The organism is Niveispirillum sp. CC-CTL257 (assembly GCF_059489915.1).
In genome coordinates this window covers 1,916,471-1,942,162 of record NZ_JCAJXE010000001.1, presented here as the reverse complement: position 1 = coordinate 1,942,162, position 25,692 = coordinate 1,916,471, and the positions used below count along the sequence as shown (strand labels likewise).

General features: G+C 64.9%; 19 protein-coding genes and 2 pseudogenes. 13 read left to right on the top strand and 8 right to left on the bottom strand.

Features of this window, described 5'->3' with window-relative positions:
- Positions 1 to 120: 120 nt before the first annotated feature.
- The 4 genes from ABC729_RS09090 (at position 121) to ABC729_RS09075 (ending at position 4,629) form a co-directional block, all read left to right on the top strand.
- The gene (locus tag ABC729_RS09090) at positions 121 to 1,086 is read left to right on the top strand and encodes a hypothetical protein (RefSeq protein ID WP_495607304.1); all 966 of its coding nucleotides are present in this window, start codon (positions 121 to 123) and stop codon (positions 1,084 to 1,086) included.
- A gap of 125 nt (positions 1,087 to 1,211) precedes the next feature.
- Complete coding sequence (locus tag ABC729_RS09085) at positions 1,212 to 2,729, top strand: hypothetical protein (RefSeq protein ID WP_495607303.1); 1,518 nt, start codon at positions 1,212 to 1,214, stop codon at positions 2,727 to 2,729.
- A 5-nt stretch (positions 2,730 to 2,734) separates the two neighbouring features.
- The gene (locus ABC729_RS09080; RefSeq protein ID WP_495607302.1) at positions 2,735 to 3,832 is read left to right on the top strand and encodes a PstS family phosphate ABC transporter substrate-binding protein; all 1,098 of its coding nucleotides are present in this window, start codon (positions 2,735 to 2,737) and stop codon (positions 3,830 to 3,832) included.
- Positions 3,833 to 4,083: 251 nt separating this feature from the next.
- The gene (locus tag ABC729_RS09075) at positions 4,084 to 4,629 is read left to right on the top strand and encodes a hypothetical protein (RefSeq protein WP_495607301.1); all 546 of its coding nucleotides are present in this window, start codon (positions 4,084 to 4,086) and stop codon (positions 4,627 to 4,629) included.
- Positions 4,630 to 4,776: 147 nt separating this feature from the next.
- Here the strand turns inward: ABC729_RS09075 and ABC729_RS09070 are convergent, their stop codons facing one another.
- Positions 4,777 to 5,841, bottom strand: a complete 1,065-nt coding sequence (locus tag ABC729_RS09070) for a YncE family protein (protein WP_495607300.1) — start codon at positions 5,839 to 5,841, stop codon at positions 4,777 to 4,779.
- Between the two features lie 254 nt (positions 5,842 to 6,095).
- On the opposite strand from ABC729_RS09070, the gene ABC729_RS09065 reads away from it, so the two are divergent.
- Both ABC729_RS09065 and ABC729_RS09060 read left to right on the top strand, forming a co-directional pair.
- On the top strand, positions 6,096 to 7,418 hold the full coding sequence (locus ABC729_RS09065) for a CitMHS family transporter (protein WP_495607299.1): 1,323 nt from the start codon (positions 6,096 to 6,098) through the stop codon (positions 7,416 to 7,418).
- 199 nt (positions 7,419 to 7,617) lie between these two features.
- Positions 7,618 to 9,798 carry a TonB-dependent receptor gene (locus ABC729_RS09060; protein ID WP_495607298.1) on the top strand — a complete coding sequence of 727 codons (2,181 nt, stop codon included), beginning with the start codon at positions 7,618 to 7,620 and terminating at the stop codon, positions 9,796 to 9,798.
- Between the two features lie 59 nt (positions 9,799 to 9,857).
- Here ABC729_RS09060 and ABC729_RS09055 read toward each other — a convergent pair whose 3' ends face one another.
- Together ABC729_RS09055 and ABC729_RS09050 are read right to left on the bottom strand one after the other, a co-directional pair.
- A complete protein-coding gene (locus ABC729_RS09055) occupies positions 9,858 to 10,604 on the bottom strand; it encodes a transporter (RefSeq protein WP_495607297.1) in 747 nt (248 codons plus the stop codon).
- 37 nt (positions 10,605 to 10,641) lie between these two features.
- The gene (locus ABC729_RS09050; protein WP_495607296.1) at positions 10,642 to 10,932 is read right to left on the bottom strand and encodes a PepSY domain-containing protein; all 291 of its coding nucleotides are present in this window, start codon (positions 10,930 to 10,932) and stop codon (positions 10,642 to 10,644) included.
- A 116-nt stretch (positions 10,933 to 11,048) separates the two neighbouring features.
- Between ABC729_RS09050 and ABC729_RS09045 the strand changes: the two genes are divergently transcribed.
- From ABC729_RS09045 to ABC729_RS09025, 5 genes are all read left to right on the top strand, one after another.
- Entirely contained in the window at positions 11,049 to 11,381 is a 333-nt protein-coding gene (locus ABC729_RS09045) for a PepSY domain-containing protein (protein WP_495607295.1), read from the top strand.
- Positions 11,382 to 12,047 carry a response regulator transcription factor gene (locus ABC729_RS09040; RefSeq protein WP_495607294.1) on the top strand — a complete coding sequence of 222 codons (666 nt, stop codon included), beginning with the start codon at positions 11,382 to 11,384 and terminating at the stop codon, positions 12,045 to 12,047.
- Positions 12,044 to 13,384, top strand: a complete 1,341-nt coding sequence (locus ABC729_RS09035; protein ID WP_495607293.1) for an ATP-binding protein — start codon at positions 12,044 to 12,046, stop codon at positions 13,382 to 13,384. Before ABC729_RS09040 ends, ABC729_RS09035 begins: the two co-directional genes overlap by 4 nt.
- A 605-nt stretch (positions 13,385 to 13,989) precedes the next feature.
- A complete protein-coding gene (locus ABC729_RS09030) occupies positions 13,990 to 15,084 on the top strand; it encodes an efflux RND transporter periplasmic adaptor subunit (protein WP_495607292.1) in 1,095 nt (364 codons plus the stop codon).
- 6 nt (positions 15,085 to 15,090) lie between these two features.
- On the top strand, positions 15,091 to 18,171 hold the full coding sequence (locus ABC729_RS09025) for an efflux RND transporter permease subunit (protein ID WP_495607291.1): 3,081 nt from the start codon (positions 15,091 to 15,093) through the stop codon (positions 18,169 to 18,171).
- A 17-nt stretch (positions 18,172 to 18,188) separates the two neighbouring features.
- Here the strand turns inward: ABC729_RS09025 and ABC729_RS09020 are convergent, their stop codons facing one another.
- From ABC729_RS09020 to ABC729_RS09005, 4 genes are all read right to left on the bottom strand, one after another.
- Entirely contained in the window at positions 18,189 to 20,342 is a 2,154-nt protein-coding gene (locus ABC729_RS09020) for a TonB-dependent receptor (RefSeq protein WP_495607290.1), read from the bottom strand.
- A 99-nt stretch (positions 20,343 to 20,441) separates the two neighbouring features.
- Entirely contained in the window at positions 20,442 to 21,014 is a 573-nt protein-coding gene (locus tag ABC729_RS09015) for a dual specificity protein phosphatase family protein (RefSeq protein ID WP_495607289.1), read from the bottom strand.
- Positions 21,011 to 21,238 (bottom strand): hypothetical protein, encoded by a 228-nt coding sequence (locus tag ABC729_RS09010; RefSeq protein WP_495607288.1) that lies wholly within the window; start codon positions 21,236 to 21,238, stop codon positions 21,011 to 21,013. Before ABC729_RS09010 ends, ABC729_RS09015 begins: the two co-directional genes overlap by 4 nt.
- Positions 21,235 to 21,987: a hypothetical protein gene (locus tag ABC729_RS09005; RefSeq protein ID WP_495607287.1), complete on the bottom strand. Its 753-nt coding sequence runs from the start codon at positions 21,985 to 21,987 to the stop codon at positions 21,235 to 21,237. Before ABC729_RS09005 ends, ABC729_RS09010 begins: the two co-directional genes overlap by 4 nt.
- Positions 21,988 to 22,082: 95 nt before the next feature.
- Between ABC729_RS09005 and ABC729_RS09000 the strand changes: the two genes are divergently transcribed.
- Positions 22,083 to 23,009, top strand: coding sequence for a MurR/RpiR family transcriptional regulator (locus ABC729_RS09000; RefSeq protein ID WP_495607286.1), 927 nt, complete (start codon positions 22,083 to 22,085; stop codon positions 23,007 to 23,009).
- A 596-nt stretch (positions 23,010 to 23,605) separates the two neighbouring features.
- On the opposite strand, the pseudogene ABC729_RS08995 reads toward ABC729_RS09000, so the two are convergent.
- A pseudogene (locus ABC729_RS08995) lies at positions 23,606 to 24,779 on the bottom strand (IS3 family transposase).
- Between the two features lie 15 nt (positions 24,780 to 24,794).
- Between ABC729_RS08995 and ABC729_RS08990 the strand changes: the two are divergent.
- Positions 24,795 to 25,467 (top strand): annotated as a pseudogene (locus ABC729_RS08990) (IS3 family transposase); the annotation flags it as partial.
- Between the last annotated feature and the right edge of the window lie 225 nt (positions 25,468 to 25,692).

Genomic DNA, 25,692 nt, shown 5'->3' with positions numbered 1-25,692 from the left:
AGGGTTTTCCGCCCGCGACCGGTTTGGCAGAACCCGTGGCGGCGGCGGAAGCATATTGCCGGCCGTTCGGCCCGGCGAACCTCGTTCCCCATCCACCGACCATAGGGATAGGGACGTTCCATGAACCGCTTGCTTCGCACCTCCTTGCTGGCCGCCACCATGCTGATGGCGGCACTGCCGGCGGCCGCGGCCGATACCGGCTATCGCGTCGTTTCCACCATCAAGACCGACGGCCAGGGCGCCGTCACGGCCCTGCGCGTCGATGCCGCCGCCCGCCGCCTGTATGTGGCGCGCGAGGGCGGGGTCGAGGTCATCGATATCGAGGCCGGAAAGAAGGTCGGCCAGGTGGCGCTGAGGGGCGCGCCGACGGGTCTGGCCCTGGCGCCCGACCTGAAGCGCGGCTTCGCCAGCGTGGCCGCCGACAACAGCGTCACCATCTTCGACCTTTCCACCCTGGCGATCGTCAGCACTGCCAAGGCAGGTGGGGCCGGCGAGCTGGAATTCGACGCCCGCAGCGGCAAGCTGTTCGTATCGGGCGGGACCGATGGCCAGTTGACCGCCATCAATGCCGCCACGGGCAAGGCGGCAGGTAATGTGAAGCTGGGCGGCGATCTGCGCCAGGCGGTGGCCGATAATCGCGGCAACCTGTTCGTGGCGGATGCCGCGCGCAACGTGCTGCATGTCGTGCATACCGCCGACCTGAAGGAACAGGGCACCATCGATGTCTGGCCGGGCACCAAGCCGTCGGGCCTGTCGCTGGACGACAAGGAGCGCCGCATCTATGTCGCGGCGGCCAATGAGCGGATGATCATCGTCGATCCCGATCCCGGCCAGATGATCGGACAGGTGGAGACCAAGGGCAAGGGCACGGCCGGTGTGGCCATGCAGTTCGCGCCCGCCCGCCTGACGCGCATGTTCATCCCGACCGAGGATGGCACCGTCTCCGTCATCCAGAACGCCAAGCTGACGGCGACCCTGGAAGCCACGGTTCCCGCCGGGGCCAAGGGCACGGCCGTGGCCTTCGATGCCAAGAGCGGCAAGGCCTTCGCGGTCGGCGCCGACGGCATCCTGGTCATCGGTAAATGAGACCTTGTGCGGTCCCTCAGGCGCCGGGCGCCGCCTCTGGCGGCTTGGCTCACGGCACCACGAGGTGCCGGGCCGCCCGTCGGCGGCCTGACCCGCTCCAAACGATTTCCTTGAAGGAAACTCCCATGCTGAAGAATCTCACCAAGGCTGCGGCCATCGGCGCCCTGCTGCTCGCTTCCACCGCGCTGTCCCATGCCGCCGCTGTCGCCCCCGACGCGCTGAGCGGCAAGAAGATCCTGTTCGTCACCGGCGAGGTGGAGAAGGGGGCCGAGAATGACGACCCGCTGATCCGCCAGTATATGGAAACCAAGGGCAGCAAGGTCACAATGGTGAAGGCTGATGCCGATGCGGGTGCCGCCACGGGCCAGGACCTGATCGTCATCTCCTCCACCGTCAATGCCCGCGAACTGCGCGGCAAATATCATGACGCCGCCGTGCCGGTGGTGACCTGGAACGCCTATTCCTTCGGCGACATGGACATGACGGGCCGGATGCTGCATCGCGACTTCTCCGTGGTGCGCGAGAAGCCGTTCCATAACGAGAACCATGCCGATTACTACGCCCACGCCACCAGCAGCACGAATGCCATCCTGAAGGCGGCCAAGCTGCCGCAGGGCATGTTCGCGCCGCTGCTGTTCAGTGCCGGCGTCACCGATCCTTCCTGGGGCAAGGCTTCGCTGGGTGCCGATATTGCCGTCACCTTCGGCGATGACCGCAATCAGGCCGCCGTCTTCTCGTATGAGAAGGGGGCGATGATGGCCAATGAATATGTGGCACCGGCCCGTCGTGTCGGCCTGTTCCTGGGTGACAACAGCTTCTCCAAGCTGTCGGACGCACAAGGGCCGGCCGCCAAGGACCCGGATGAGTTCGCCTGGTTCGCCGGCAAGCGCGTGTTCGACGCTGCGCTGCGCTGGGCCGTCAGCACGCCCGACCAGCCGGTCACCGCGACGCCGGCACAGCAGCTTGAAACGCTGAAGAGCCTGGCCAAGGGCAAGAAGCTGCTGTTCGTGCGCCGCTTCGACCTGCCCTGGCCGGAGAATGAGGCGTCGGATCTGGCGCAGCTCGACTGGCTGAAGTCGCTGGGTTTCGAGATCACCGTCGTCGATCATATGGACCCGGACAGCCACGCCGAGGGCAAGGACCTGATCATCATTTCGGCCAGCACCAACAAGTACAAGCTGGGCAGCAAGTATGCCGAGGCCAAGGCACCGGTGATCCTGCTGGAAGCCAAGGCCGTCGATGCCCTGCACATGGTCTCCCGCCGCCGCAACACCGATTATGGCGTCAACGACCATAAGGAAAGCCTGTATCCGCCGGAGAACTATGTGCATCTGGTCCGGGGATCGCATCCGGTCACGGCCGGTTTCCCCGTCGGCATGTTCAAGCTGTACAAGGACCCGGGCGTGCTGGCCTGGTCGCGGCCGCCGGCCGGGGCCCAGATCATTGCCAGCATCCCCAACCAGTCCGAGCATGCGACCATGTTCGTCTATGAGAAGGGGGCGACCATGGACCATGACGCCGTGGCCCCGGCCCGTCGCGCCCTGTTCCCCATGGACGCGCCGCGCTTCCCCGCGCTGACGGCAGAAGGTCTGACCGTCTATGGCGCCGTCATCGCCTGGTCGCTGGGCAAGCCGGAGGCCTGATTGTGATGCGGGCGCTGCCGGCCCTGCTGACTGTTTTCGCTGTTACCCTGGCCGGTGTCATGCCGGCCGGGGCGGACCAGGCCTGGGAACAGGCGGGCCGGCCCCTGCCGGAAAGGCTGGAACCCAGGGTCGACATCGATCCCGGCCTGCCTGCCTATACCCCCTCCCGCGGCGGGCCGTCGGCCGGGCGGATCGAAGGCTTCGTGCCGGCGATCCTGCCCGGCCTTTTCCATCGCTGGGCCGACGCCTTCCACGCCCTGCATCCAGGTGTGGAAGTGATAGCCCCGCCGCCTTACGGGCCGCCGCTGGCCGATGCCAGCGCGCGGCTGGGTCTGTTTCTGGACGGCAAGCTGGATTTCGCGCTGATGTCGCGCGACCTGTCGGCGGCCGACCTGGAACGGTTCCGGGCCGCCCATGGCCATGATCCGCTCTATATCCCCGTGGCCAATGGCAGCTGGCGGCATTTCGGCTTCGCCGACGCCATCGCCATCATCGTGCATCGCGACAATCCCGTGGCGGGGCTGACGCTGCCCCAGTTGGACGCGCTGTTCTCCCGCACCCGCCGGCGCGGGTATGTGGGGCCGGTGGCCACCTGGGGCGACCTGGGTGTTGCGGCCTGGGCCGACCGGCCCGTGCACGTTGTCGGCGTCGGTGGCTGGCGGGGGGAGGAACCGGCGAAGGCACAGTTCCTGCGCGCCCGCGTGCTGGAAAATGGTGACTGGCGGGATGGGGATGGTGATGCCGGCGACCGGACGGTTGCGGCCCGTGTCGCTGCGGACCCCGCCGCCATCGGCTTCACCGGCATGGGCCATCTGATCGATGGTGTGCGGGCGGTGGCGCTGGCGGAGCGGGAAGGGGAGCCGTTCCAGGTGTCCGACCATGATAATGCCGCCACCGGCCGCTATCCGCTGGTCCGGCCCGTCTATCTGCTGGTCTCCCGGCCACCTGGTCGCCGCCTGGACCCGCTGCTGGCCGAATTCATCCGTTTCATCCTCAGCCGCGAGGGGCAGCAACAGGTCGCCGAACAGGGCGTGTTCCTGCCGCTGCGGTCACGTCAGGCCCTGACGTCGGTGCTGCTGGTTGAGGGGCCCGACGGCCAATAAGACGATTTTCTCGCAAGAAAACCAGCCGGCGACAGGTTCATGACAGTCACCGGCACTTAGGATGGTTTCTGTCGCGGAGATGAAAGGTATCCCCCCATCTCCCTCCCTTCCGCCGCTTCATCGGGTCCCGGTACCGACGGGTATCCGTCCCGGTGCAGGGCTTGGCAATCCATGCCTGTCGATCGCCTTGGGCATCGATGAAGCGGCGGGCCCGTACTGGCCCCCAATGAAACACAATCGGAGGAAAAACCATGCGTTCCGGTAAAGTCATGCTGCTGGCCGCCGCACTCTGCCTGCCGTTCCTGTCCGTTCCTGCCCTGGCGGCGGAAACCGCAAACCCGGCACCGGCGGCGGTAACCAAGAACTGGAACCCGCCGGCCCACAAGATCCATGCCCAGACCCTGGTTGAAGGGCTGATGAAGGCCAATCCCGACCTGCTGAGCGTCACGTTCCACGGTGTGCCGCCGGGCGCCAGCAACCTTTACACCATGTTCGCCGGTTCCTTCCCCGATCGTATCGGCAAGGTGTCCAGCGCTGACGATGTGATGGTGGTGGAGGAAGGCTTCACCATCATCGACCCGCGCTGGAAGAAGACCGACCCCGTGCGTAAGTTCCTGGTGCTGGTGCCGCTGCGCGACGCCAAGGCCCAGAATGTCGGCTGCATCGTCTTCGCCTTCAAGGACCCGGAAGGCAGCGGCAAGGGTGCGGCGGAATATCTGGTGCGGGCCGATGCCCTGCGCGACGGCATGCAGAAGGATGTCGCCAGTCACGCGGCCCTGTTCGCCGCCGCCAAGTGAGATTGTAGCGTTTCCTTCCTTCCTGAAGTGCCCACCCCCTCAAGGTAATGGCACGAACTTGACGCCCGATCCCGGAGACCCCTGGATCGGGCGTTTCTTTTTGTCCGGATGTGGAGGGAAGGGCCGCCTAATGACGGCCCCACATAATCACTCCACCGGCTTGAAGCTCATCACCGTGAAGCTGTCCTTGTGATAGGTGACGGTACTCGCCCCCTTCTCGCCCGGCGGGCCCACCGTATGGTCGGCGCCGACGACATGCAGGCTGCCATCTTCCTCGTTGATCTGCATGATGCGGGCCATGGGGCGGGTGGCTACATTGCCCAGCAGGCGGTAGCTGTCCGGGCCTTCCTGGGCGATCACTGTCAGGTTGGCGTCGCCGCCATTGCTGGTGATGATGCGATGGCGCTTCTCGTCCACGGCCATGCCGTCGATGCCGCGCCCGATGGGGATCTGGGTCAGGACCTTGCCCGTATCGGCATCCAGCGCCAGGAACAGCGGCTTGTCGCCACGGCAGCCCAGCAGCAGCCGGTTGGTGGCCGCCTGATATTCCAGCGCCACGGGCTGCACGCAGTCGCCGACCGTGAAGCGCGTCTGTTCGGACAGGTCCTTGGCTTTCAGCTTCAGGATGACATTGTCATAGCGGGCCGGGGCGAACAGGTTGCCCTTACCGTCGGGGGCCGGATCGTCCATCTTGCGGAAGGGAAATTCCTTCTTGCCCAGCACCTTGCCCGTCGCGGCATCGATCGTATACCAGTGCGATTTTTCAGGCCGGGAGCCCACCACCACCTGCACGCGCTTGGTCGTCGGCTCATAGACCGCCCCGTTCAGCCCGCCATCATCGGCCAGCTTGATCCGGTCGATCACGGCCAGGGTTTTCAGATCGAAGCTGAGCAGGGTGCCATCCGTCATGGCCACATAGCCACGGTTGAACTGCGGCAGCAGCAGGGGGCCGTTGGCGCCGACGGAGTTGGCCACGGTGCCCAGCACCTTGCGCGTATGGATGTCGAAGACGGTCAGGCCGTCCTTGCGCCTGGCCATGAACAGGCGGGTGCCGTGGGGTTCCAGCTTGATATAATCCCAGTCGGTATCCGTGCTGGGCAGAATGGTGGCGGTGTCCAGCGTATAGAGCTGCTGTGCCGCGGCCGGCAGCGTGGCGAGCATCGCGGTGCCCAACAGCAGTGCCGTGGCGACGCGGCTTTGGATGGCCTTCATCAAGGTCCGTTCCTCCCGATTTTGGAAAAGGCGTCGTCTTGGACGCTGCACACAGCATGGCTCCCTATGCTTTCACGGGCCTGTCACCGGTGCCGCAAACAAGGTTTTCAACCTGACAGCTTGGTGAAAGCTAGGCGCGCATAGCATCCGGCAAATGCTCCGATGAACCCATGTCCGGTTCCGGCAGCCACCAGATAAATCCGCCGGCCCTGGGGCACCCCCGCGCGGCCGGCCATAAGGGGAGTGAACGGCCGATGCTGTCGATAACAGCCTTCGCCATGGTGACGACGTTCATGGTGCTGATCATGACCAAGCGGATGACCGCTTTGATCGCGCTGATGGTCGTGCCTGTCGCCTTCGCCTTGTTGACCGGCCATCATGATGGCCTGGGCAAGATGATGATGGAGGGCGTGAAGAGCCTGGCCCCCACCGGGGTCATGCTGCTGTTCGCCATCCTGTATTTCGGGCTGATGATCGATGCCGGCCTGTTCGACCCGCTGGTCAAGCGCATCGTGCGCATCGTGCATGGCGATCCGGTCAAGGTGCTGGTCGGCACGGCCGTACTGGCCCTGCTGGTCTCGCTGGATGGCGATGGCACCACGACCTACATGATCACGGTGTCGGCGCTGCTGCCGCTCTACCGGCACCTGAACCTGAATGTCCGCATGATGACCTGCATCATCATCATGGCGGCGGCCATCACCAACCTGACACCCTGGGGCGGACCCACGGCGCGGGCGGCCACGGCGCTGAATATCGATCCCGGCACCCTGTTCATTCCCATGCTGCCCGCGATGCTGGTGACGGCGCTCTATGTCATCGGCGTGGCCTGGTATTTCGGCCGCAAGGAACGCAACCGCCTGGGCGCCATCGTCGATCCGGCGCGGGAGGTGGAAGGGGCCGGCGTCATGGAGACCTGGATGCAGGAGGATCATGACGCCGCCCACAGCACGCGCCGCCCCCGCCTATTGTGGTTCAACGCCGCCCTGACGGCCGGCCTGATGGCCATGCTGATCATGGGCGTGCTGCCGCTGGCGGTGCTGTTCATGCTGGCCTTCGCCATCGCCATGATGGTCAATTATCCCAGGCTGGACGATCAGAAGGACCGGGTGCGCGCCCATGCCGGCAATGCCCTGTCGGTCGTGTCGCTGATCTTCGCGGCCGGCATCTTCACCGGCATCCTGTCGGGCACCAAGATGGTGGACGCCATGGCGGAGTCGGTGATCGCCATGATCCCGGATGCGGTCGGCCCCTATATGGCGCCGATCACGGCCCTGATCTCCATGCCCTTCACCTTCTTCATCTCCAACGACGCCTTCTATTTCGGCATGCTGCCGATCCTGGCCCGCACCGCCGCCGAATATGGCATCACGCTGGAAGAGATCGGCCGCGCTTCCCTGATCGGGCAGCAGGTGCATCTGCTCAGCCCGCTGGTGCCCTCCACCTACCTGCTGGTGGGCATGGCCAAGATCGACATGGGCGACCACCAGCGCTTCACCCTGAAATGGGCCATCGGTTCCTGCCTGGTGATGCTGGTCGCATCGCTGCTGTTCGGGATTTTCCCGTTTGCTTCCTGATGGCGGTGACAGGTTGGTGACAGGGGTATTCGGTTAAACAGAACCTGATCACCAGCAGTATTCAAACTGACCTGCAGCACCTTCATTCCCCGGACCTCTGTCCGGGGGCGACGGAGAAGCTTTGCCGATTTCAAAGAACAAACCGCGCTGAAACAGGCCGAACCAAAAACATGGTTGGCAGTATCCTGGGGAGGATGACATGGATCTCAAGAAATCATTGTTCCGCACCACCATCTTGGCCGCCGGCTTCTGCATGGCCTTGCCCGCCGGCGCCCAGACTGCCGAGAGTGAGCTGGAAGAACTGACGCCGATCATCGTGACCGCCACGCGCAGCGCCAAGGCCATCGATAAGATCCCCGGCGCCATCACGGTGATCTCGCCCAAGGAATTGCAGGCGCAGTTCCAGGTGTCGGACGATCCGTCGGCCATGCTGGCGGCCACGGTGCCGGGCTTCTCCCCCGGCCGGCAGAAGCTGACTTCGGCGGGTGAGAGCATCCGCGGCCGTGGCGCCCTGATCATGCTGGACGGTATCCCGCAGGGAAACCCGCTGCGCGATGGCCGCCGCGAAGGCTATTTCCTGGACAACGCCATCGTGGAGCGGGTGGAGGTGATCTCCGGCGCCTCGGCCATCCATGGCATGGGGGCCACCGGCGGCATCGTCAATTATATCACCCGCAGCGCCAAGCAGGAGGGCACCCACCACAAGCTGGATGCCCGCGTCATGTCGCAGTTCAAGTCCGACAGCCTGGACGCCAAGACCAGCTATACCCTATCCCACAAGTCCGACATGCTGGACGTGGTAGCCTTTGCCGGCATCCAGCGGCGTGGCCTGATGTATGACGGACGTGGAAAGTCGATCGGCGTGGACAGCGTGGCCGGCGATACCGCCGACAGCCATGGCAACAATTTCTACCTGAAGGTCGGCAAGGAAATCGGTGATCAGCGCTTCCAGGCCAGCATCAACCGCTTCCGCCTTTATGGCGAGGGCGATTATATCGAGAAGACGGGCAATGCCCGTCTGGGCGTCCCCACGGAGTCCGAGAAGGGTGGCTATGACGAGGGCGAGGCGCCGACCAACAGGATCCGCAGCCTGAATTTCGACTATTCACACGGCGATCTGCTGGGTGGCAGCGTGAGTTTGCAGGTCTTCAAGCATGACGCCGACGTGCTGTACGGCCCCGACACGGCCATCGCCGCCCAGGACCGCAACATCAAGCCCGTGGGCATGCTGGTCGACCAGTCACAGCTGATCGATGAGAAGCTGGGCGCCAAGCTGACCTATGTCCGCCCCGACCTGTTCATCCCGGGGCTGGAGCTGACCCTGGGCGGTGACCAGCTATGGGACAAGACGACCCAGCTTTATGCCCTGACCAACCGCACCTGGATGCCCTGGCTGAAATACCAGTCAACCGCGGGCTTCACCCAGTTGGAATATGACATCGACGATTTCACCTTCCGCGGCGGTGTGCGTGGCGAATGGGCGGAGATGAAGGTCGATGACTTCACGACCTTGGGCTACTATGGACGCCTTAACAACAACTGGCGTGGCCATCTGGTGAAGGGCGGCAAGCGCAGCTTCTCCAAGGCCGTGAAGAATGCCGGTGTCGTCTGGCGTTTCGCCCCGGAATTCTCTGCTTTCGCTGCCTATTCGGAAGGGTTCGGCCTGCCTGACGTGGGCATCGCGCTGCGCGCCATCGCCGTACCGAACCAGAGCGTGGAAAAACTGGTCGACCTCCAGCCCGTCGTTACCAGGAGCAAGGAAGTCGGCGTCAACTGGCGGGCGCATTGGGGCAATCTCGGCTTCTCCTATTATGACAGCCGTTCCAAGATGGGCAGCACCATCCGCGTCGGCACCGACGGGCTGGGCACTATCCTGCGTGTGCCGACGACTGTGAAGGGTATCGAGGCGACGGGCGAGGTCCATGCCACTGATACACTGAGCCTGAACGCCAACTATTCCCGCACGCGGGGCAAGACGGCGGAAGCGGTGGGGCGGCCGCTGGACCTGGCGCTGGGCGGGCGCAACCAGGGGCCGGACAAGGTGACGGCGGGCGCAAACTGGCGCATCGACCATGCCTTTACCCTGCGCGTCCATGCCACGCATCTGTTCGACCGCGACATCAACAAGGGACGCGGCACCATCACCAATGGCCATCCGGTGCTGGAAGAACATTTCGAGGGCTACACCACCGCCGATGCCACCCTGACCTGGGACAGCGGCGATTACGGCCGCTTCACCTTCGCCATGGAGAACCTGTTCGACAAGCAGTACATCACCTATTACGCCCAGACGCAGCGCTATGTTGCCGCCACGGCGGACGACCAGTATTTCGCTGGCCACGGCAGGACCTTCTCGCTTGGGTGGACGCTGGAGTTCTGATCCCTGCAGCCAGGCTTATTGTCAGAGGGGGCGGATTTCCGCCCCCTCTTCGCATTCACTCAAATCTTGAATTCCACCACCATCTTGGCCCGTGTCACGGGATTGTGGTCGGGGGTGCGCAGGCTGCGGCCAGCCAGTAACTGGACCTCAATGGTATCCGTGGCCTTCCAGTTGGCGCCAATATCGGTGAATAGCTTGTAATTTTCGCTGTCATCGCGCGGCGTTTCCGCGATCAGGTCGACACCCACCCGTAGGCTTGGCACGGGTTTGTAGGTGGCCAGAACACCCGTCGTGAACTTGCTGTCACCGCCCTTGCCGGCGAAATCATGCTTGTAGCCCAGCTTGGCGATCAGTCCGGCCTTGCCCCAGTTGCGGGCGATAAGCACGGGCAGATCGATCTGCGCATCGCCTCCGCCCAGCCCGCGCCCATGGTCGCCGGTCGGCAGGATCAGCTTGGGCTCCAGGGCCATGGCGGGTGTTGCCCCATCCTCCCGCTGGAACACCCATTTCGCCTTGATCTCCATGTCCCCCAGCCCCTGCTGGGTGCGTACGCCCGGCTTGTCGATCTGAAGGCGGGTGGCTGCGACCTCTATTTCCAGGTCGGTGGCCAATGGCATGGCAAGGGCGAATTTCGGCAGGGTGCTGGTGGTCTTTACAGCACTGTCCTTCTGCTCCAGCGTCAGTTTCAGCTTGGTATCTCCGGAAACCGAGGGGGTGCCGATATCATAGGGCGAAGCCAGTGCCGCACCGGCGCCAAGGCAAAGGGCGGCGGCCAGCCCGGCCGCCGCGAGGTTGGGGTGACGCATCGGTCATTTCCTCTTGTTCTTGTTCGGTTGCAAGGGATTAGCGGGTGTGCTTGGGTAGCTTCACCTCGCGCGACAGCACTTCGCCCGTCACCCGGTGCAGGACCAGTTCCACCTTGCGCTGCTGGGCGTCTAGGCCCTTGACCTCCACCATCCGGTCCTCAATCTCGATCTCGCGGACCAGGACGATGCCTTCCGCCGTGGCGCGCTTTTCCAGTTCGGTCAGGCTCAGCACCGGGGCGGTAGCTGCCGGCGCCTGGGCATAGGCGGCACAGCCGGCGGTGGCCAGCATCAGGGCGGGCAGGGCGAGGGAGAAGATTTGCTTCTTCATGATCGGGCTCCTTGGTGAGCGGTTGCGACAGGACCTGATCTACAGGGGTGCTGCTGACGCCCGCTTGGTGCGATACGTCAGCCCGCTGTCAGTTTCGCCATGCTAGATTGGCCATCATGATGACCAGCCGCCGCGCCACCCTTTTCACCGCCCTTGTCCTGCCGGTTCTGGCCCTTGCCGGTGTCGCCACCGGTTGGGCCGGTGACGACACCGGCAAGAAGAAACGCAAGGACCATGACGCGGCGCGCGAGGCGCTGCGCCGGGGGGAAATCCTGCCCCTGGTCCGTATCCTGGAGGTCGTGTCGCGCGAACAGCCCGGCGACATCCTGGAAATTGAGCTGGAGGATGATTTTTCCTACGACGTCAAGGTCTTGGCGCCCGATGGCCGCGTGCTGAAACTGAAGCTGGACGGGCGTACCGGCGCCGTCCTGAAGCGCAAGGGGGACTGAATGCGGGCCTTGCTGGTGGAGGATGATCCCGATGTCGGCGCCGATCTGGCCAATGCGCTGCGCGATGCCGGCTTCATCGTCGATCTGGTTCGCAATGGTGAGGATGCTTGGTTCCAGGGCGATGTCGAGGATTACGCCGTCGCCGTGCTGGATCTGGGTCTGCCGCGTCTGGATGGCCTATCGGTGCTGCGCCGCTGGCGCGCGTCCGACCGGCTGTTTCCCGTGCTGATCCTGTCGGCACGCGGCGACTGGACGGAGAAGGTGGAAGGTATCGAGAGTGGGGCCGACGATTACATGGCCAAGCCGTTCGAGCTCGGCGAGCTGGTGGTTCGCGTCCGGGCCCTGGTGCGCCGCGCCGCGGGTCGCGCGTCGTCGCTGCTAGTCTGCGGCCGCATCAGCCTGGATACGCGCCGCATGATGGTGACCCTGGACGGGCGGCCCGTGCGCCTGTCGCCGCTGGAATACCGCTTCCTGGACTATCTGGCGCATCAGCCGAACCGGGCGGTGCCGGCGGCGGAACTGGCCGAGCATATCTATGGCGTGGCCGACGCCGGCGATGCCAACGCCATCGAGGCCCTGGTCCTGCGCCTGCGGCGCAAGCTGGGGGCCGACCAGATCGAGACGCGGCGCGGCTTCGGCTATCTGCTGGCCGGGGCGACCGCGTGACAGGCGGTTCGCTGCGCCTGCGCCTGCTGCTGGGAGCGGGGGCTGCCATCTTCGCCGCCATGCTGGTAGCCTGGCTGATCATGGCGTTGCTGTTCGCCCGCCATATCGAGCGGAGGGCGGGCGACGAGTTGGCCGTCGATGCCAATGAGTTGCTGGCCGAGCTTTCAGTCAATGCGAAGGGCGCGCCGGTTGTGGAGCGGCTGCCCTCCGATCCCCGCTTCGACCTGCCGGCCAGTGGCCTTTACTGGCAGCTTTCAACCGATGCCGGCCAACTCCGCTCCCGTTCGCTGTGGGACGAAACCTTGCCGGGGGCAGAGTTGCCGGAACGGAAGGGCTGGCGTGCCCGCGCCGCCCCGGGTCCGTTCGACCGGCCCATATTCTTGATTGAACGCCGGGTCCGGTTGGAGGAGGGCGGGCAGGTGGTGCTGGTGCAATTGGCCCGAGATGAGGATGATCTGCTTGCGTCGAGGCGGGAGTTCGGTCTGGAACTGGCCTTGTTTCTGGCTCTGCTCTGGTCGGCGCTGATGCTGGCGGCTTGGGTGCAGGTGCGCTTAGGCTTGGCGCCGCTGGCACGGGTGCGGGCGGAACTGGCCGCCCTGCGCCGTAGCCCGTCAACCCGTATGGAAGCGCTGCACCCGCGCGAGATTGAACCCCTGACGGCAGCCATCAACGATCTGGCGGAAGCGCGTGAGCGCGATCTGACCCGTGCGCGCCGCCGCGCCGCCGATCTGGCCCATTCCCTGAAGACGCCGTTGGCTGCCCTGTCAGCGCAAAGCCGGCGGGCGCGGATTGAGGGGGCGGCGACCGCCGCCGATGGTCTGGACCGCGCCATCGCTGCCGTTGCGGCGGCGGTGGAGGCGGAACTGGCCCGGTCCCGCGCCGCAGCGGCGCGTCAGGGTGGGGACGGGCTGTCCACGCTGGTGCTGGCGGTGGTGGAGCGCGTGGTCGGCGTCGTGGAGCGCACCGATGCTGGATCGCGGCTGGTGTTCGATGTCGAGGTGCCGGACGAACTGGCCCTGCCGCTGGCCGGGGATGATTTGACCGAATTGCTGGGCGCGCTGGTGGAAAACGCCGCCCGCTTCGCCCGACGCCTGGTGCGCGTGTCGGCCGTCCGCGAGGGTGGGGCGGTCAGGCTGCTGGTGGAGGATGACGGCCACGGGCTGGATATCAGCGCCGAGACCGCCCTGTTGCGCGGTGGCCGCGTCGATGAGGCGGGACTTGGCCATGACGGGTTGGGGCTGGCCATCGTCCGCGATCTGGTGGAGGCAACGGGTGGTGATGTTACCCTGTCCCGCTCTGCACTGGGCGGGCTGTGCGTCACCTTGCGCTGGGGCTGAGGTTTATCATTTCCCACCGTTCTTATGGCACGCTGCCGCTCGATTCCGGCGACCCATTGTTCGGCGTTGATCGGGCCCGACGCCTCGAAATGCGCATGGCCTGTCATCATATCGCGGACATGCACGAAATAGAGCGCACCCGTGGGCAGGCCCAGTTCCTTGATCTTGGCGGCCATCGCCGCCTCCTGGGCCGGCGTGGGCTTGGGCCGGCTTGTACAGCAGCACGTCCCAGCCCTCGCCACCGGCATGCAGCAAAAGCTGCGTTGGTGGCTGGCCTCTGGCGATGCTGACCTTGACCGAGGCGCTGCGTTCCGTGCCGGGCCTCGGCCGAGGGCGGGGATTTCCGGGGCCAGTTCAATCTGGCCCGCCTGCTGGCCGAACAGGGGCAGGTTGCGGACGCGCTGGGTTGGCTGCACCGCGCGACGGCCGATGCCACACCCAATTTCCGGGCCAACATGAAGCGGTTCCTGGCGGCGTCCCCCATTGCGGAATTGAGGGCCTTCGGGGCGGGGCTGCCTGGCTGACATCATTGCGCGCGGGTGTCAGAAAAATGTCAGCAACCCGGTGCTAGGGTGCGCGCCTGTTCCTGATGGGCGAGGCGGGTGATGAAGCGTGGGTTGCTGCTGGCCGGGGTGGCTGGTCTGGTTCTGATGGCGGGTCTGTGGTGGCTGGCGCCGTTCGGCGCGTCGGCCCCGCAGAAATCCGCCAAGGCCCGTGCTGCCAAGGTGGTGACGGTGGCGCCCGTGCGGCTGGAGCCCGTGGAACGGCGGGTGGCGGCTGTGGGCACGGTGCGGTCGGTGGAATCCGTGGTGATCACGGCGGAAAGCCAGGGTGTCATCCGCGAGCTGCTGTTCGATGACGGCGCCCGCGTCAAGGCCGGTGCCGTGCTGGCCCGGTTGGATACGGAGGTGGAGCGGGCGGAACTGGCATCCGCCACAGCGGAGATGGAACAGGCGAAAAGCGCCTTCGACCGTGCCCGTACCCTGCGCGAACGCGGCGTGGCCACCGTGTCGGGCCTGGAGGTGGCGCAGGTATCGCTGCGCACGGCAGAGGCGCGGGTGGATCTGGCCCGCGCCCGCCTGTCCAAGCGTACCGTGACCGCCCCATTCGACGGTATTCTGAGCTTCCGCAAGGTCAGCCTGGGTGCCCATGTCCAGGCCGGCGACCCGCTGGCCACGCTGGAGGCACTGGGCGACGTGCATGTCGATTTCCGGCTGGCGGAGGATTTCATCGGCATGGTGGCCAAGGGCCAGCCTGTCGCCGTGCATGTCCGCGCCTATGCCGGACGCGCCTTTACTGGCACCCTGAAGGATGTGGATACGGTCATCGATCCGGCCAGCCGCCAGGCCGTGGTGCGTGCCACCATCCCCAATCCGGACTTCACCCTGCGTCCGGGCATGCTGGCGGAGGTGTCGCTGTTGCTGGGCCGGGAGGATGGCATCCTGCTGCCGGAACTGGCGGTGCAGCAGGTGGGGCCGTCGCCCTTCGTCTTCATCGCCGCCCCCGACAAGCCGGTGGAACGCCGCGCCGTGGTGCTGGGCCCGCGCCGGCCGGGCACGGTGCAGATTGTCGAGGGCGTGACGCCGGGCGAAATGGTGGTGGTGGAGGGCGCGGCCAAGCTGTCCGATGGTGACATGGTCAAGGCCGCCGCCCCGGCTGCCCCGCCCGTGGCCGCCTTGCCGCCCGCTGGTCGGGAGTAAGCCGCCATGACCCTGACCGATTTCGCCGTTCGCCGCCCCATTGGGGCCGCCGTGCTGAACCTGATGCTGGTGGTGATCGGGCTGGTCGCCCTGCAAAGGCTGGCCGTGCGCGAGGCACCGGACATCGCCCTGCCGGTTGTGTCGATCCGCGCCGATTACACCGGGGCACCGGCCCAGGTGGTGGAAGCGCGCGTCACCCGCGTGCTGGAGGACAGTCTGGCTGGCATCGACGGTGTGCGCACCATCGACAGCCGTTCGCGCGACGGTTCCGCCCGCATCCAGGTGGAATTCGAGCTGAACCGCGACATCGACGATGCCGCCAACGATGTGCGTGACCGGGTCAGCCGGGCCGCTCGCGACCTGCCCGACGATATCGACCCGCCGGAAATCGTGAAGGTCGACGACAATGCCGATGAGGTGATGTGGCTGTCGCTCCGCAGCCAGACGCTGGACCCGATGGCCCTGACCGATCTGGTCGACCGGCTGGTGGTGGACCGGCTGACGGCCATCGACGGGGTGGCGCAGATCAATATCGGTGGCGAGCGCCGGTCGGCGATGCGCATCTGGCTGGACAGCACCGCCATGGCCGCGCGCGGCGTCACCGTCGGTGATATCGAACAGGCGCTGCGGGAGGAGAATGTCGAGCTGCCGGCCGGTGCGCTGAAATCCACGACGCAGAACCTGTCGATGCGCATCGACCGCGCCTATCGCGATCCCGACATGTTCGCTCGCCTGCCCGTGCGGCGCACGGTGGACACCACCATCCGCCTGGGTGAGGTGGCGCGGGTGGAGATCGGGGCGGAGAACCCGGAAATCCGCTATCGCGCCAACGGCATGACCACGGTCGGCCTGGGCGTGATCATCCAGGCCAAGGCCAATCTACTGTCGGTGACCAAGGCAGTGCGGGCGGAGCTGGACCGGATCGCGCCCGACCTGCCGGGTGGGCTTTCCATCGGCGTCACCTATGACAGTTCGCGTTTCGTGGAGGCGGCGCTGCATGAGGTGGTGGTGACCCTGATCATCGCCGTCGTGCTGGTGGTGGGCGTCATCCTGCTGTTCCTGGGCAGTCCGCGCGCCACCCTGATCCCGGCGCTGACCATTCCCGTCTCGCTGATCGGCGGGCTGGCCGTCATCTATCTGTTCGGCTTTTCCATCAACCTCCTGACCCTGCTGGCCTTCGTGCTGGCCACCGGTCTGGTGGTGGATGACGCCATCGTCGTGCTGGAGAATATCTGGCGCCGGATCGAGGGCGGGGAGGATGCGAAGGAGGCGTCGGAGAAGGGCGGGCGGCAGGTGTTCTTCGCCGTCATCGCCACCACGTTGGTGCTGGTCGCCGTGTTCGCGCCCATCGGGCTGCAGACTGGCACGACGGGCCGGCTGTTTCGCGAATTCGCGCTGACCATCGCCGCCACGGTGGCCATTTCCGCCTTCTCCGCCCTGACCATCGTGCCGGCCCTGTCCGCCCTGATGCTGCGCCATGGCGGGGCGCACAAGCCCAACCGTTTGCAGCTCTGGGCCGACCGCGTGTTCGCACGGATTGAGGGGGCGTATCGCCGCCTGCTGTCGCGGATGGTGGATCGCCGCGCCGTGGCGTTGCTGGTCATGGGTTTGGCCCTGCTGGTGTCGGGCGTTGTTTATAGCCAACTGCCGCAGGAACTGGTGCCGCCGGAGGATCGCGGCGGATTGAGCGTCAACCTGACACCGCCGGAAGGGGCGGGGTTTGACTATGTCACGCGCTATATGGAGCAGGTGGAGAACCATCTGCTGGCCGATACCGGGCCGGATGGCGATCTGGCCCAGGTACAGTCGCTAGTGCGCATGGGCAACAACCCGCGCGCCCGCGTCACCGTCACCCTGAACGACTGGGCGGATCGTGACCGCCGCCAGGACGAGATCGCCAGCGACATCACCGCCTATCTGCGCACCCTGCCGGGGGTGGAGGCGAATGCACGGGGCCGCCCGGCCCTGGGCCAGGGTGGCGGCGGCCGACCCGTCAGCTTCGTCATCGGCGGCCCGACCTATGCCGATCTGGCCGTCTGGCGTGACCGGATCATGGCGCGGCTGGCGGAAAACCCGCGTATCGTCAATCCCGACCCGGACTATGACGAGCGCCGGCCGCAGCTGCTGGTGCGGGTGGATCAGGAGCGCGCGGCGGAACTGGGCATTTCCGGTCAGTCGGTGGGCGCCACCTTGCAGACCATGTTCGGGTCGCGCCGGGTGACGACATATCTGGACCGGGGCGAGGAATATGAGGTGATGCTGCAGGCCGATGATGCCAGCCGCCGCTCCCCCGACGACCTGACCAATGTCTATGTCCGTGCCGCCAATGGCGCACCCATCCCGCTGTCCAACCTGATCAGCGTGGCGGAAGGGGCGAGCGCGGCAGAACTGGCCCGCTTCAACCGCACCCGCGCCATCACCATCGATGCCGGACTGGCGCCTGGTTATACGTTGGGCGAGGCGCTGGACTGGCTGCGCACCGTGGCGCAGGAGGAGTTGCCGGCGTCGGAAGCGCGGCTGGACTACAAGGGCGAAAGCCGGAATTTCCAGGAGGCGGCGAGCCAGGGGCTGTACACGTTCGGCCTGGCGCTGCTGGTGGTGTTCCTGGTGCTGGCGGCACAGTTCGAGAGCTTGAGGCTGCCGGCCGCCGTCATGCTGACGGTGCCGCTGGCCATGGCGGGTGCGCTGCTGGGCCTGTGGCTGACCGGCCAGTCGCTGAACATCTACAGCCAGATCGGGCTGGTCATGCTGGTCGGCATCGCCGCCAAGAACGGCATCCTGCTGGTGGAATTCGCTGCCCAGCTTCAGGAACATGACGGGATGGATGCACGGACGGCGGCGGTGGAGGCGGCCGTGCTGCGCCTGCGCCCCGTGCTGATGACCGCCATAGCGACGGCGGCCGGCGCGGTACCCCTGATGCTGACCGGCGGGGCGGGGTCGGAGGTGCGGACGGTGATCGCCATCGTCATCCTGTCCGGCATCGGCATCTCCACCCTGCTGACCCTGCTGCTGCTGCCCGCCATCTATACGCTGGTGGGGCGGCGGGTGCGGGTGGTGGAAACGGAGAAGGAGCCCGCTCAAGCTTGAGCGGGCTCCCAGTACTATTACAGCTTCGCCGTCAGTCCGATTCTGAAGGTTCGTGGGGCGGCGGGGGTGAGGTTGTTGTTGGAGTGGGCGTTGAGATAGTAGTGGCGGTCCAGGACGTTTTCGACATTGAGCTGCGCGGAGAGTGAGGCGTTGATTTCAACGAATAGCGCCGCATCCACCCGTGCGTAGGGTCCCATTTCCACCAGATTGTCTGTGGCCGCATAGCGTGTCCCCAGATAGGTGACGCCGACGCCGGCGCCGGCATTGGGCAGGAAGTCGTACCGGTTCCACAGGGCGGCACTGTGCTTGGGCAGGTTGGCCAACTGTGCTCCGGTGCGGACCGTGGCCGACTGGTTGGCTGTCAGCTTGCCGTCCTGATAGGCGTAAGACGCGATGACGCTCCATTCCCTGGTCACCTGGCCGTTGGCGGCCAGTTCCACGCCCTTGGTGCGCTGGCCATCGACCAGGATGGACAGGGTGGGATTGACCGGGTCGGGCACCACGACATTGGTGCGGTCAAGCTGGTAGAGGGCCGCCGACAGCATCAGGTCGGGCAGCACGTCCCACTTGGCGCCCACCTCGTAGTTCGTGAACTTTTCCGGGTCCAGGTTACGGTTGGTGGCGCTAAGCGAGGCCAGCTGCTCCCCCGCGCGCGGCAGGTAGGACAGGCTGTAGCTGGCATAGAGCGAGACCGCTTCCACCGGCTTGTAGACAAGGGCGGCGCGCGGCGACCAGAGATTGTCGCGGCTGTCCAGGGTGACATTGGTGCGGTTGTTGCGCAGGTCGGCATCGAACCGGTCGAAGCGCAGGCCCAGGATGGCCTGGACTTGTGGCGTCAGGTCGATCTGGTCCTGGACATAACCGCCGATGGACTTGGCCACACCATGATTGTCGGCGTCAGAGGCGCTCTGCCGGAAGGTGATGGGCACCGACACGCGCGGGCTGCCGACGGGGGCGTTGATCGAGGTGACGTTGGGGCCGACGGCGGTGAAATAGCCGGTCTCACGGAAATTATCCGTCGTCTGGCGGCTCAGTTCCATGCCGGCCAGCAGCGTGTGGCTGATGGCACCGGTCGCGACCTTGTACGTGACGTCCGTCTGGTTCAGCAGCGTCTCGCGGTCGGTCTGGTTGTTATAGGCCGAGATGGCGACTGTGGTGCGGGCCGCGTTGACGGCACCGGGGAAGACGTTCTGGTAGAACTTGGAATAGTCGGCATAGCGGGTGCGGTTGCGCAGGCTCAGCCCGGCGCCGAAATCATGCTCGATGGCCAGATTGACGGCATCGACACGGCTGTCGGTCGGGCTCTGATCCGGGTCGCCGAAGAAGGTGGAGCGGCTGGTCGGCAGGCCGCGACCCTGAAAGGAGGGGATGCCGCGGTCGGCGACGCGCTCATCCTCGAAATGCTCGTATCCTAGCTGGATCTGCGTGGCCTCGCCGGCAATGAGGCTCGCCGTGGGGTTGAGGCCCCAGCGCTGGTAATTCACGCCGTCGCGATAGCTGCCGCTGTCCTGGTATAGGCCGGTCAGGCGCAGGGCGACCTTATCGCTGACGCCCTGGCCCAGATCGAAGGTGCCGCGATAGTGATCGTCGCTGCCCGTCTCCAGCTTCACTTCGCCGATCTGGCGCCAATCGGCCTGGCGGGTGACGCGGTTGATCAGGCCGCCGATGCCACCACGCCCAAAGGCCATGGCGTTCGGGCCCTTCAGCACCTCCACCCGCTCGATATTATAGACGTCGCGGTAATACTGGACGTCATCGCGCATGCCATCGACGAAGAAGTCGGCGGTGGACGCGTTGCCGCGGAAGATCGGCGTGTCGCGATTGCCCTCACCCTGGGCATAGACGACACCGGGGACATAGCGCACGGCTTCCGCCATGCTCTGGATCGACTGGTCTTCCATCTGCTTGCGGGTGACGACGGAAACCGCCTGCGGCACATCGCGCAGCTTGGTGTCGGTGCGGGTGGCGCTGACGATGCGGTCGGCCTTGTAGCCCTGGTCGGGGGCCGGCTGCAGGGTCGGGGCGGCTTCTTCCTTGCCCTCGACCTTCAGCGACGGCAGGCGGGTGGCGGTGTCATTGGTCGCCTGGGCCAGCGCCGGCAGGGCCGAGCTGCCCAGCAGCAGGGCGGCGAGACCGGCCAAGGTGGTACGGCGTATATCATGCATTTTCATCTTGTCTCTCTGTGAATGCTGGCGCTTCTTATTCGCAACAACTTGGTTAGAAGGGGTGCCGATGGGGAACCCAGCGGCACCGGGTGGAAAAGGGTGGGATCAGCTGTCCGGGTAGCCCAGCCAGGGTTCCAGCGCTTCAAAGCTGCGATCCATGGCGTAGGTGGCATTGACCAGAAGGGAGAGATGGCCATAGCGCAGCGATATCTGCCGCTCGGCCGCTTCCTCTCCGCCCTGTTCTATGGCCGCGACATAGAGGGCGGCGGCCAGACCGCTGCGGTCGGCGCCGGCTTGGCAATGGATCAGGATGGGCTTCTCCGCCCGGCGCAGGATGTCGAGCAGTTCCTCCGCCCGTGCCTGGGTCAGTTCGCGCTTGGCGGACATGGGAAAGTCGATATGGGTGATGCCCAGGCGGCCGGCCGCCGCCGTCTCATCCCGGTACCAATCCTTTTGGGGATTGGAGCCGCGCAGGTTGACGATGGTCCTGATGCCGTATTCCTTGCCATACCGCTCCACCGCCGCCGCATTCGGCTGGGCCGAGCGGTAGAGCTTCTTGTCGACGACGGTGTGGAAGTTGCCGTTCAATTGCAGGCCGCCCATATAGGCGCCGGTACCCAGCAGTGCGAGACCCAGCACGCCGGCACCCTTCAGCCATCGGGATTTGGGCATCCTCATGCGGGTCTCCTGCGTCGGGCGGCATGCAGTGCCGCGTCGAACAGGATGGCAAGGCAACCCAGGAGCAGCAGGGCACCAGCCGCCAGATCGGACGGCGTCCAGTGCCGCGCCAGATGCACCAGCAGAACCAGGACCAGGGTTGCCACCGTCAGCCTTGCATCGGCCATGAACATTCCGAACAATGTCCGGGCGATGCCTTGGGGCAGGCCGTCATCCAGTCTCACCGCCCCGTCTCCTCTGCCATGGAGCGGCGCAGCAGATGGATAGTCAGGCGGGCCATGGACAGGAACAGGGCGATGAACAGGACCAGGACCAGATCGCCATCCCCTGGCCAGGTGATGCCCAGGCCCTTGCCGACCCACAGCACGCCGAAGGAGGCGGAAACGACACCGACGCCCTGCTTCAGCGCATTCTCCGGCACCTGCGACAGGGGGCGGCGCAAGATCACGCCCAGGGCCAACACCAGCAGACAGGCGACCAGGGCGCCCATCGCGGCCGGCCCCAGCAGATCGTGCCCCGCACCCAGTGCGACCACGATGAACACGACCTCCAGTCCTTCCAGCAGGACGGCCTTGAAGGCAACGATGCCACCCAGCCAGTTGAGGGAGTTCTGATGCGCGGCACCGCGGCGGTTCCAGGCCCCCTTGGTCATGGCGTAGATCTCATCCTCGTCATGCAGCGGGATCACTCCGGACGAGCGCAGGATCGACTTGCACAGCCAGTTCAGCCCGAACAGCAGCAGCATGGTGCCGATGATCAGATGCAGCAGCATCATGGGCACCAACGGCAGCAGCGGCCACAACAGCAGTACCAAAGCCGCCAGGGCCGCCAGCGCCAGCCCGGTACCCAGCAGTGCCGGGCGCCAGCCGCGTGTCATGGCGATGGCCAGGACGATGGTGAACGCTTCCACCACCTCCACGAGGGAGGCGAAGAAGGCCATCGCAATGGCGGGTATGGCGGAACTGGCAAGCATGGGCCCATCGCGGCACCCCGGCCGGGACCGGGAGGGGTTTGTAGTGAAAACTACCAATTCGATATTTATGTAATAAACATTACAAGAGTCAAGAGATGGCAGTGAGCGGGGAGACGATGCAGGGTTTCGACGAACGCGTGTCTGAGCGGTGGCCGGAGATGAGCCGCGCGGAGCAGAAGGTGGCGCGCTTCTTCCAGGAGAACCGCGCCGACGTGCTGATCTCCTCGGCGGCGGCACTGGCGGCCAAGGCGGGCACGTCGGACGCCACCGTCGTGCGCACGGCGAAGTCGCTGGGCTATGCGGGACTGGACGAGCTGCGCCGGGCGCTGGCGGCGGGGATCGAGCAGCCATCGCAGGCCGACCGCCTGACCCGCATCCTGGGCCGTGTCGGCAGCGACCCGGAAAGTGCCTTGGCCGTGACCCTGGACATCCATGCGCAGTCGCTGGAAGGGGTGCGCCGCTCAATCACCCCTGACCTGTTCGCCCGGACTGTGCAGGCCTTTGCCGACGCGCCGCGCGTCTTCGTGTTCGGCATCGGGCCGTCCAGCGCGCTGGCCCAGTATCTGGCCATCCAGTTGAACCGCTTCGGGGTGGAGGCGGGGACGTTCAGCAATACCGGCCTGTTGTTCGCCGACGATTTGCATCGGATCCGGGCCGGTGATCTGGTGGTCATGCTGGCTTACGGCAGGGTTTATAGCGAGCTGAAGGCCCTTCTGGAGGAGATCGACCGGCGGCGGGCGGTGTCGATCTTGATCACCGACACGCTGGGCGACAGTATCGGCCATCTCGTGCAGCTGGTCCTGCCGGTGCCGCGGGGGCATGCCGACATGCTGAGCATGCACACGGCGACGATGGGCCTGATGGAGGCGCTGCTGGTCGGCATCGCCGCGAGGCTGCCTAAGCGCGCGCTGGACAGCCTGAACGACCTCAACCAGATGCGCGCGAAACTGACGGATGAGGAAATGAAGCTGCGCATACCCGTCAGGCCGGCGGGAGGTGGTAGGAAGCGACGGGGGACATAGTTGCGGGTTCCGTTTCGCAATTGAGTTCGGCCTCTGTCTGCCAAAGGTCGTTTCTGTTGTGGAGCGGCCTGTCAAAAGTGGTGGAATTCTCTATTTCTGATCAATATCATTATAATACGAAGTGTAAAAATGTTTGACCTTCGTATCGGCGAAGACTACCGCCGCGCGGCCCCCGCCGCATGCCCGAGTCAACGGATTTTGGCGCCGGCAGACATATAGGGGGCTTGAAAGAACGACCATCGGTCAATCTTTCAAGCCGACAGTATAAGCTGTTTAGATATTCACGTATAAATTGTCACGCCATCGGCCAAGTCCTGCCCCCGCATCCAATTAAGCCCCGACGGAAAAATCCGACGGGGCTTTTTTTATTGCTCGAAACCTAACAGAAAAATATGCGTCCGGCGTCATCATCTGATGACTCAGGGGGCCGTGCGCAAAAAACGGAAATCAACGCCCCGGCGCCAGTCAACGCCAGGCCGGTAAATGCCAAAAGCCACGCAGAATGACGATGGGGGCAGCACGTTCCGACCGAACCGGACTGCCCCTGCCCGCTAGGCTTTGGACTTGCCCGGAAAAAGTGGAGAGCGATTGGTTGGCTATGCTGCCAGTTTGAGAGGCAGGCTCTCGAACTGGATTGGGCTTCTGAAGCCCAAGGCTGAATGCCTTCTTGTTGGGTTATAGAGGGCGTCGATGTATCGGCCAATGGCAGTTTCGGCGGTGATGCGGGTTTTGAAGGCGGTTCGCCAGACCAGTTCCGCCTTCAGCGTCTTGAACAAGTTTCCACCATGGCATTGTCGTAGCAGTTTCCCTTTCGGCTCATGGATACGATGAAACCGTAGGCGGCCAGGAGCTTTTGGTAGTCGTCCGAGCAATATTGGCTGCCGCGATCGGAATGGTGAATGACGCCCTTCGGCGGCCTGCGGATAGCGATGGCGCGCCTGAGGGCGTTTAGGGCGAGATCCTTCTTCAGCCTGTCGGACACCGCCCAGCCGATGATACGGCGCGAATAGAGGTCGAGCACGATGGCCAGATAGAGCCAGCCCTCGGCGGTCCAGACATAGCTGATGTCGACGCCCCACTTCTCATTTGGTCAGGCGGCGGCAAAATCCTGGTCGAGCACATTGGCGGCAACCGGGCCTTTGTGGCTGCTGTCCGTCGTTTTCTTGAAGCGGCGCTTCTGCAAGGCTTTCAGGCCATTATCGCGCATGAGCCTGGCAACGCGATGACGCCCGACGGCAATACCGTCCTCGTTCAGCCCTGCCGTCATGCGCGGGCTGCCATAGGTCTCGTTGGATGTCCGGAACTCGGCTCGGATATGGGCGAGCAGAACCATGTCATCGCGCTGGCGCAGGCATGGCGCGCAACCTTTCCAGGCATAAAAGCCGCTTTCGCTGACGTCGAGCAACGCGCAGGCACGCTGAACCGGCACATTCGCCTTCTCTGCCTCGATGACCTTGAACTTCATTTCATGGTCTCCTTGGCAAAGAAGGCGGCCGTTTTTTTTAGCAGGTCGCGCTCCTGCCGCAGGATCTCGTTTTCCTTGTGAAGACGCGTCAGTTCCCTGGCTGTGTCCTCATGCGGGCCGGAAAGAAGGTCGGCCTCTTTGGCCGATGAAATCCATTTACCCAGCGTCGACAGCCCGACACCAAGATCTTCGGCAATCGCCCGCAAAGGGCGACCACTCGTCTGGGTCAGGCGAACCGCCTCGGCTTTGAACTCATCCGTGAATTGCGCGTGCCGGCCCCGACCGCGTTTCTTCTCATTCGTCATGGGGCGATATCCTATCTGACACTAAGGACATCGCTCTCCACTTTTCTCCGGGAAAGTCCACATTATTACGGGCCGGTACGGGGCGAGAGTGCTGAGAACCTGGCGCTGATGCGGCTGATTGATGCCCAGTTCCTGGAGACGCCCTGGTACGGGAGCCGACAGATGCCCCACCATCTGCGGCGCCAGGGTCATGTCGTCAATCGCAAGCGGGTGCGCCGGCTGATGGGCCGAATGGGGTTGGCAGCCATCTACCAACGGCCAAGATGGATTGGGCATCGCGCAGGGTGCTGGCCTGGAAACTGTCCAATCGCATGGATATCGATTTCTGCCTGGAAGCGCTTGCCAAGATGCCATGGCCCGCCACGGCAAGCCCGAAATCTTCAACACTGACCAAGGCGGCCAATTCACCAGCCCGAGATTCACCAGCATCTTGACCGATGCCGGCATCAAGGTTTCCATGGATGGAAGGGGCCGCTGGATGGACAATGTGTTCATCGAACGGCTCTGGCGGTCACTGAAATACGAATGCGTCTATCTCCACGCTTTCGAGACCGGCAGCGAGGCCAGGGCCGGGATCGGAGGCTGGATCGATTACTACAATACCCAACGCCCACATGCCGCGCTCGGGGGACAGACACCCGACGAGGCATATAGGCAAAGGGCGGACAGACTGTGTTTAGCGGCGTGAACTGAACAGGACCAAGCTTAACGCCGAACAAAAACTGTCCAGTCACGGGGGACCAGCTCTGTCGATATCGTCGCCCAGTTGCTGGGCGATGTTGGCGATTGTGTAGACATACGAGATCGCTGGCATTGGATCAGGCCGCGATCTGTGGCGCTCGGCGCTGCTTCCATCCCCAGGGGACCAGCTCTAACGACCTGTTGCCATTCAATTTCGCCAAAACCCAGGCCG

Excerpts from the sequence above, each read along its gene's own strand:
- ABC729_RS09015 (WP_495607289.1), bottom strand. The coding sequence starts at position 21,014 with ATGAGGATGCCCAAATCCCGATGGCTGAAGGGTGCCGGCGTGCTGGGT.
- ABC729_RS09090 (WP_495607304.1), top strand. The coding sequence starts at position 121 with ATGAACCGCTTGCTTCGCACCTCCTTGCTGGCCGCCACCATGCTGATG.
- ABC729_RS09005 (WP_495607287.1), bottom strand. The coding sequence starts at position 21,987 with ATGCTTGCCAGTTCCGCCATACCCGCCATTGCGATGGCCTTCTTCGCC.
- ABC729_RS09050 (WP_495607296.1), bottom strand. The coding sequence starts at position 10,932 with ATGAAGAAGCAAATCTTCTCCCTCGCCCTGCCCGCCCTGATGCTGGCC.
- ABC729_RS09045 (WP_495607295.1), top strand. The coding sequence starts at position 11,049 with ATGATGACCAGCCGCCGCGCCACCCTTTTCACCGCCCTTGTCCTGCCG.
- ABC729_RS09040 (WP_495607294.1), top strand. The coding sequence starts at position 11,382 with ATGCGGGCCTTGCTGGTGGAGGATGATCCCGATGTCGGCGCCGATCTG.
- ABC729_RS09085 (WP_495607303.1), top strand. The coding sequence starts at position 1,212 with ATGCTGAAGAATCTCACCAAGGCTGCGGCCATCGGCGCCCTGCTGCTC.
- ABC729_RS09030 (WP_495607292.1), top strand. The coding sequence starts at position 13,990 with ATGAAGCGTGGGTTGCTGCTGGCCGGGGTGGCTGGTCTGGTTCTGATG.
- ABC729_RS09025 (WP_495607291.1), top strand. The coding sequence starts at position 15,091 with ATGACCCTGACCGATTTCGCCGTTCGCCGCCCCATTGGGGCCGCCGTG.
- ABC729_RS09065 (WP_495607299.1), top strand. The coding sequence starts at position 6,096 with ATGCTGTCGATAACAGCCTTCGCCATGGTGACGACGTTCATGGTGCTG.
- ABC729_RS09060 (WP_495607298.1), top strand. The coding sequence starts at position 7,618 with ATGGATCTCAAGAAATCATTGTTCCGCACCACCATCTTGGCCGCCGGC.
- ABC729_RS09070 (WP_495607300.1), bottom strand. The coding sequence starts at position 5,841 with ATGAAGGCCATCCAAAGCCGCGTCGCCACGGCACTGCTGTTGGGCACC.
- ABC729_RS09020 (WP_495607290.1), bottom strand. The coding sequence starts at position 20,342 with ATGAAAATGCATGATATACGCCGTACCACCTTGGCCGGTCTCGCCGCC.
- ABC729_RS09000 (WP_495607286.1), top strand. The coding sequence starts at position 22,083 with ATGGCAGTGAGCGGGGAGACGATGCAGGGTTTCGACGAACGCGTGTCT.
- ABC729_RS09055 (WP_495607297.1), bottom strand. The coding sequence starts at position 10,604 with ATGCGTCACCCCAACCTCGCGGCGGCCGGGCTGGCCGCCGCCCTTTGC.
- ABC729_RS09080 (WP_495607302.1), top strand. The coding sequence starts at position 2,735 with ATGCGGGCGCTGCCGGCCCTGCTGACTGTTTTCGCTGTTACCCTGGCC.
- ABC729_RS09075 (WP_495607301.1), top strand. The coding sequence starts at position 4,084 with ATGCGTTCCGGTAAAGTCATGCTGCTGGCCGCCGCACTCTGCCTGCCG.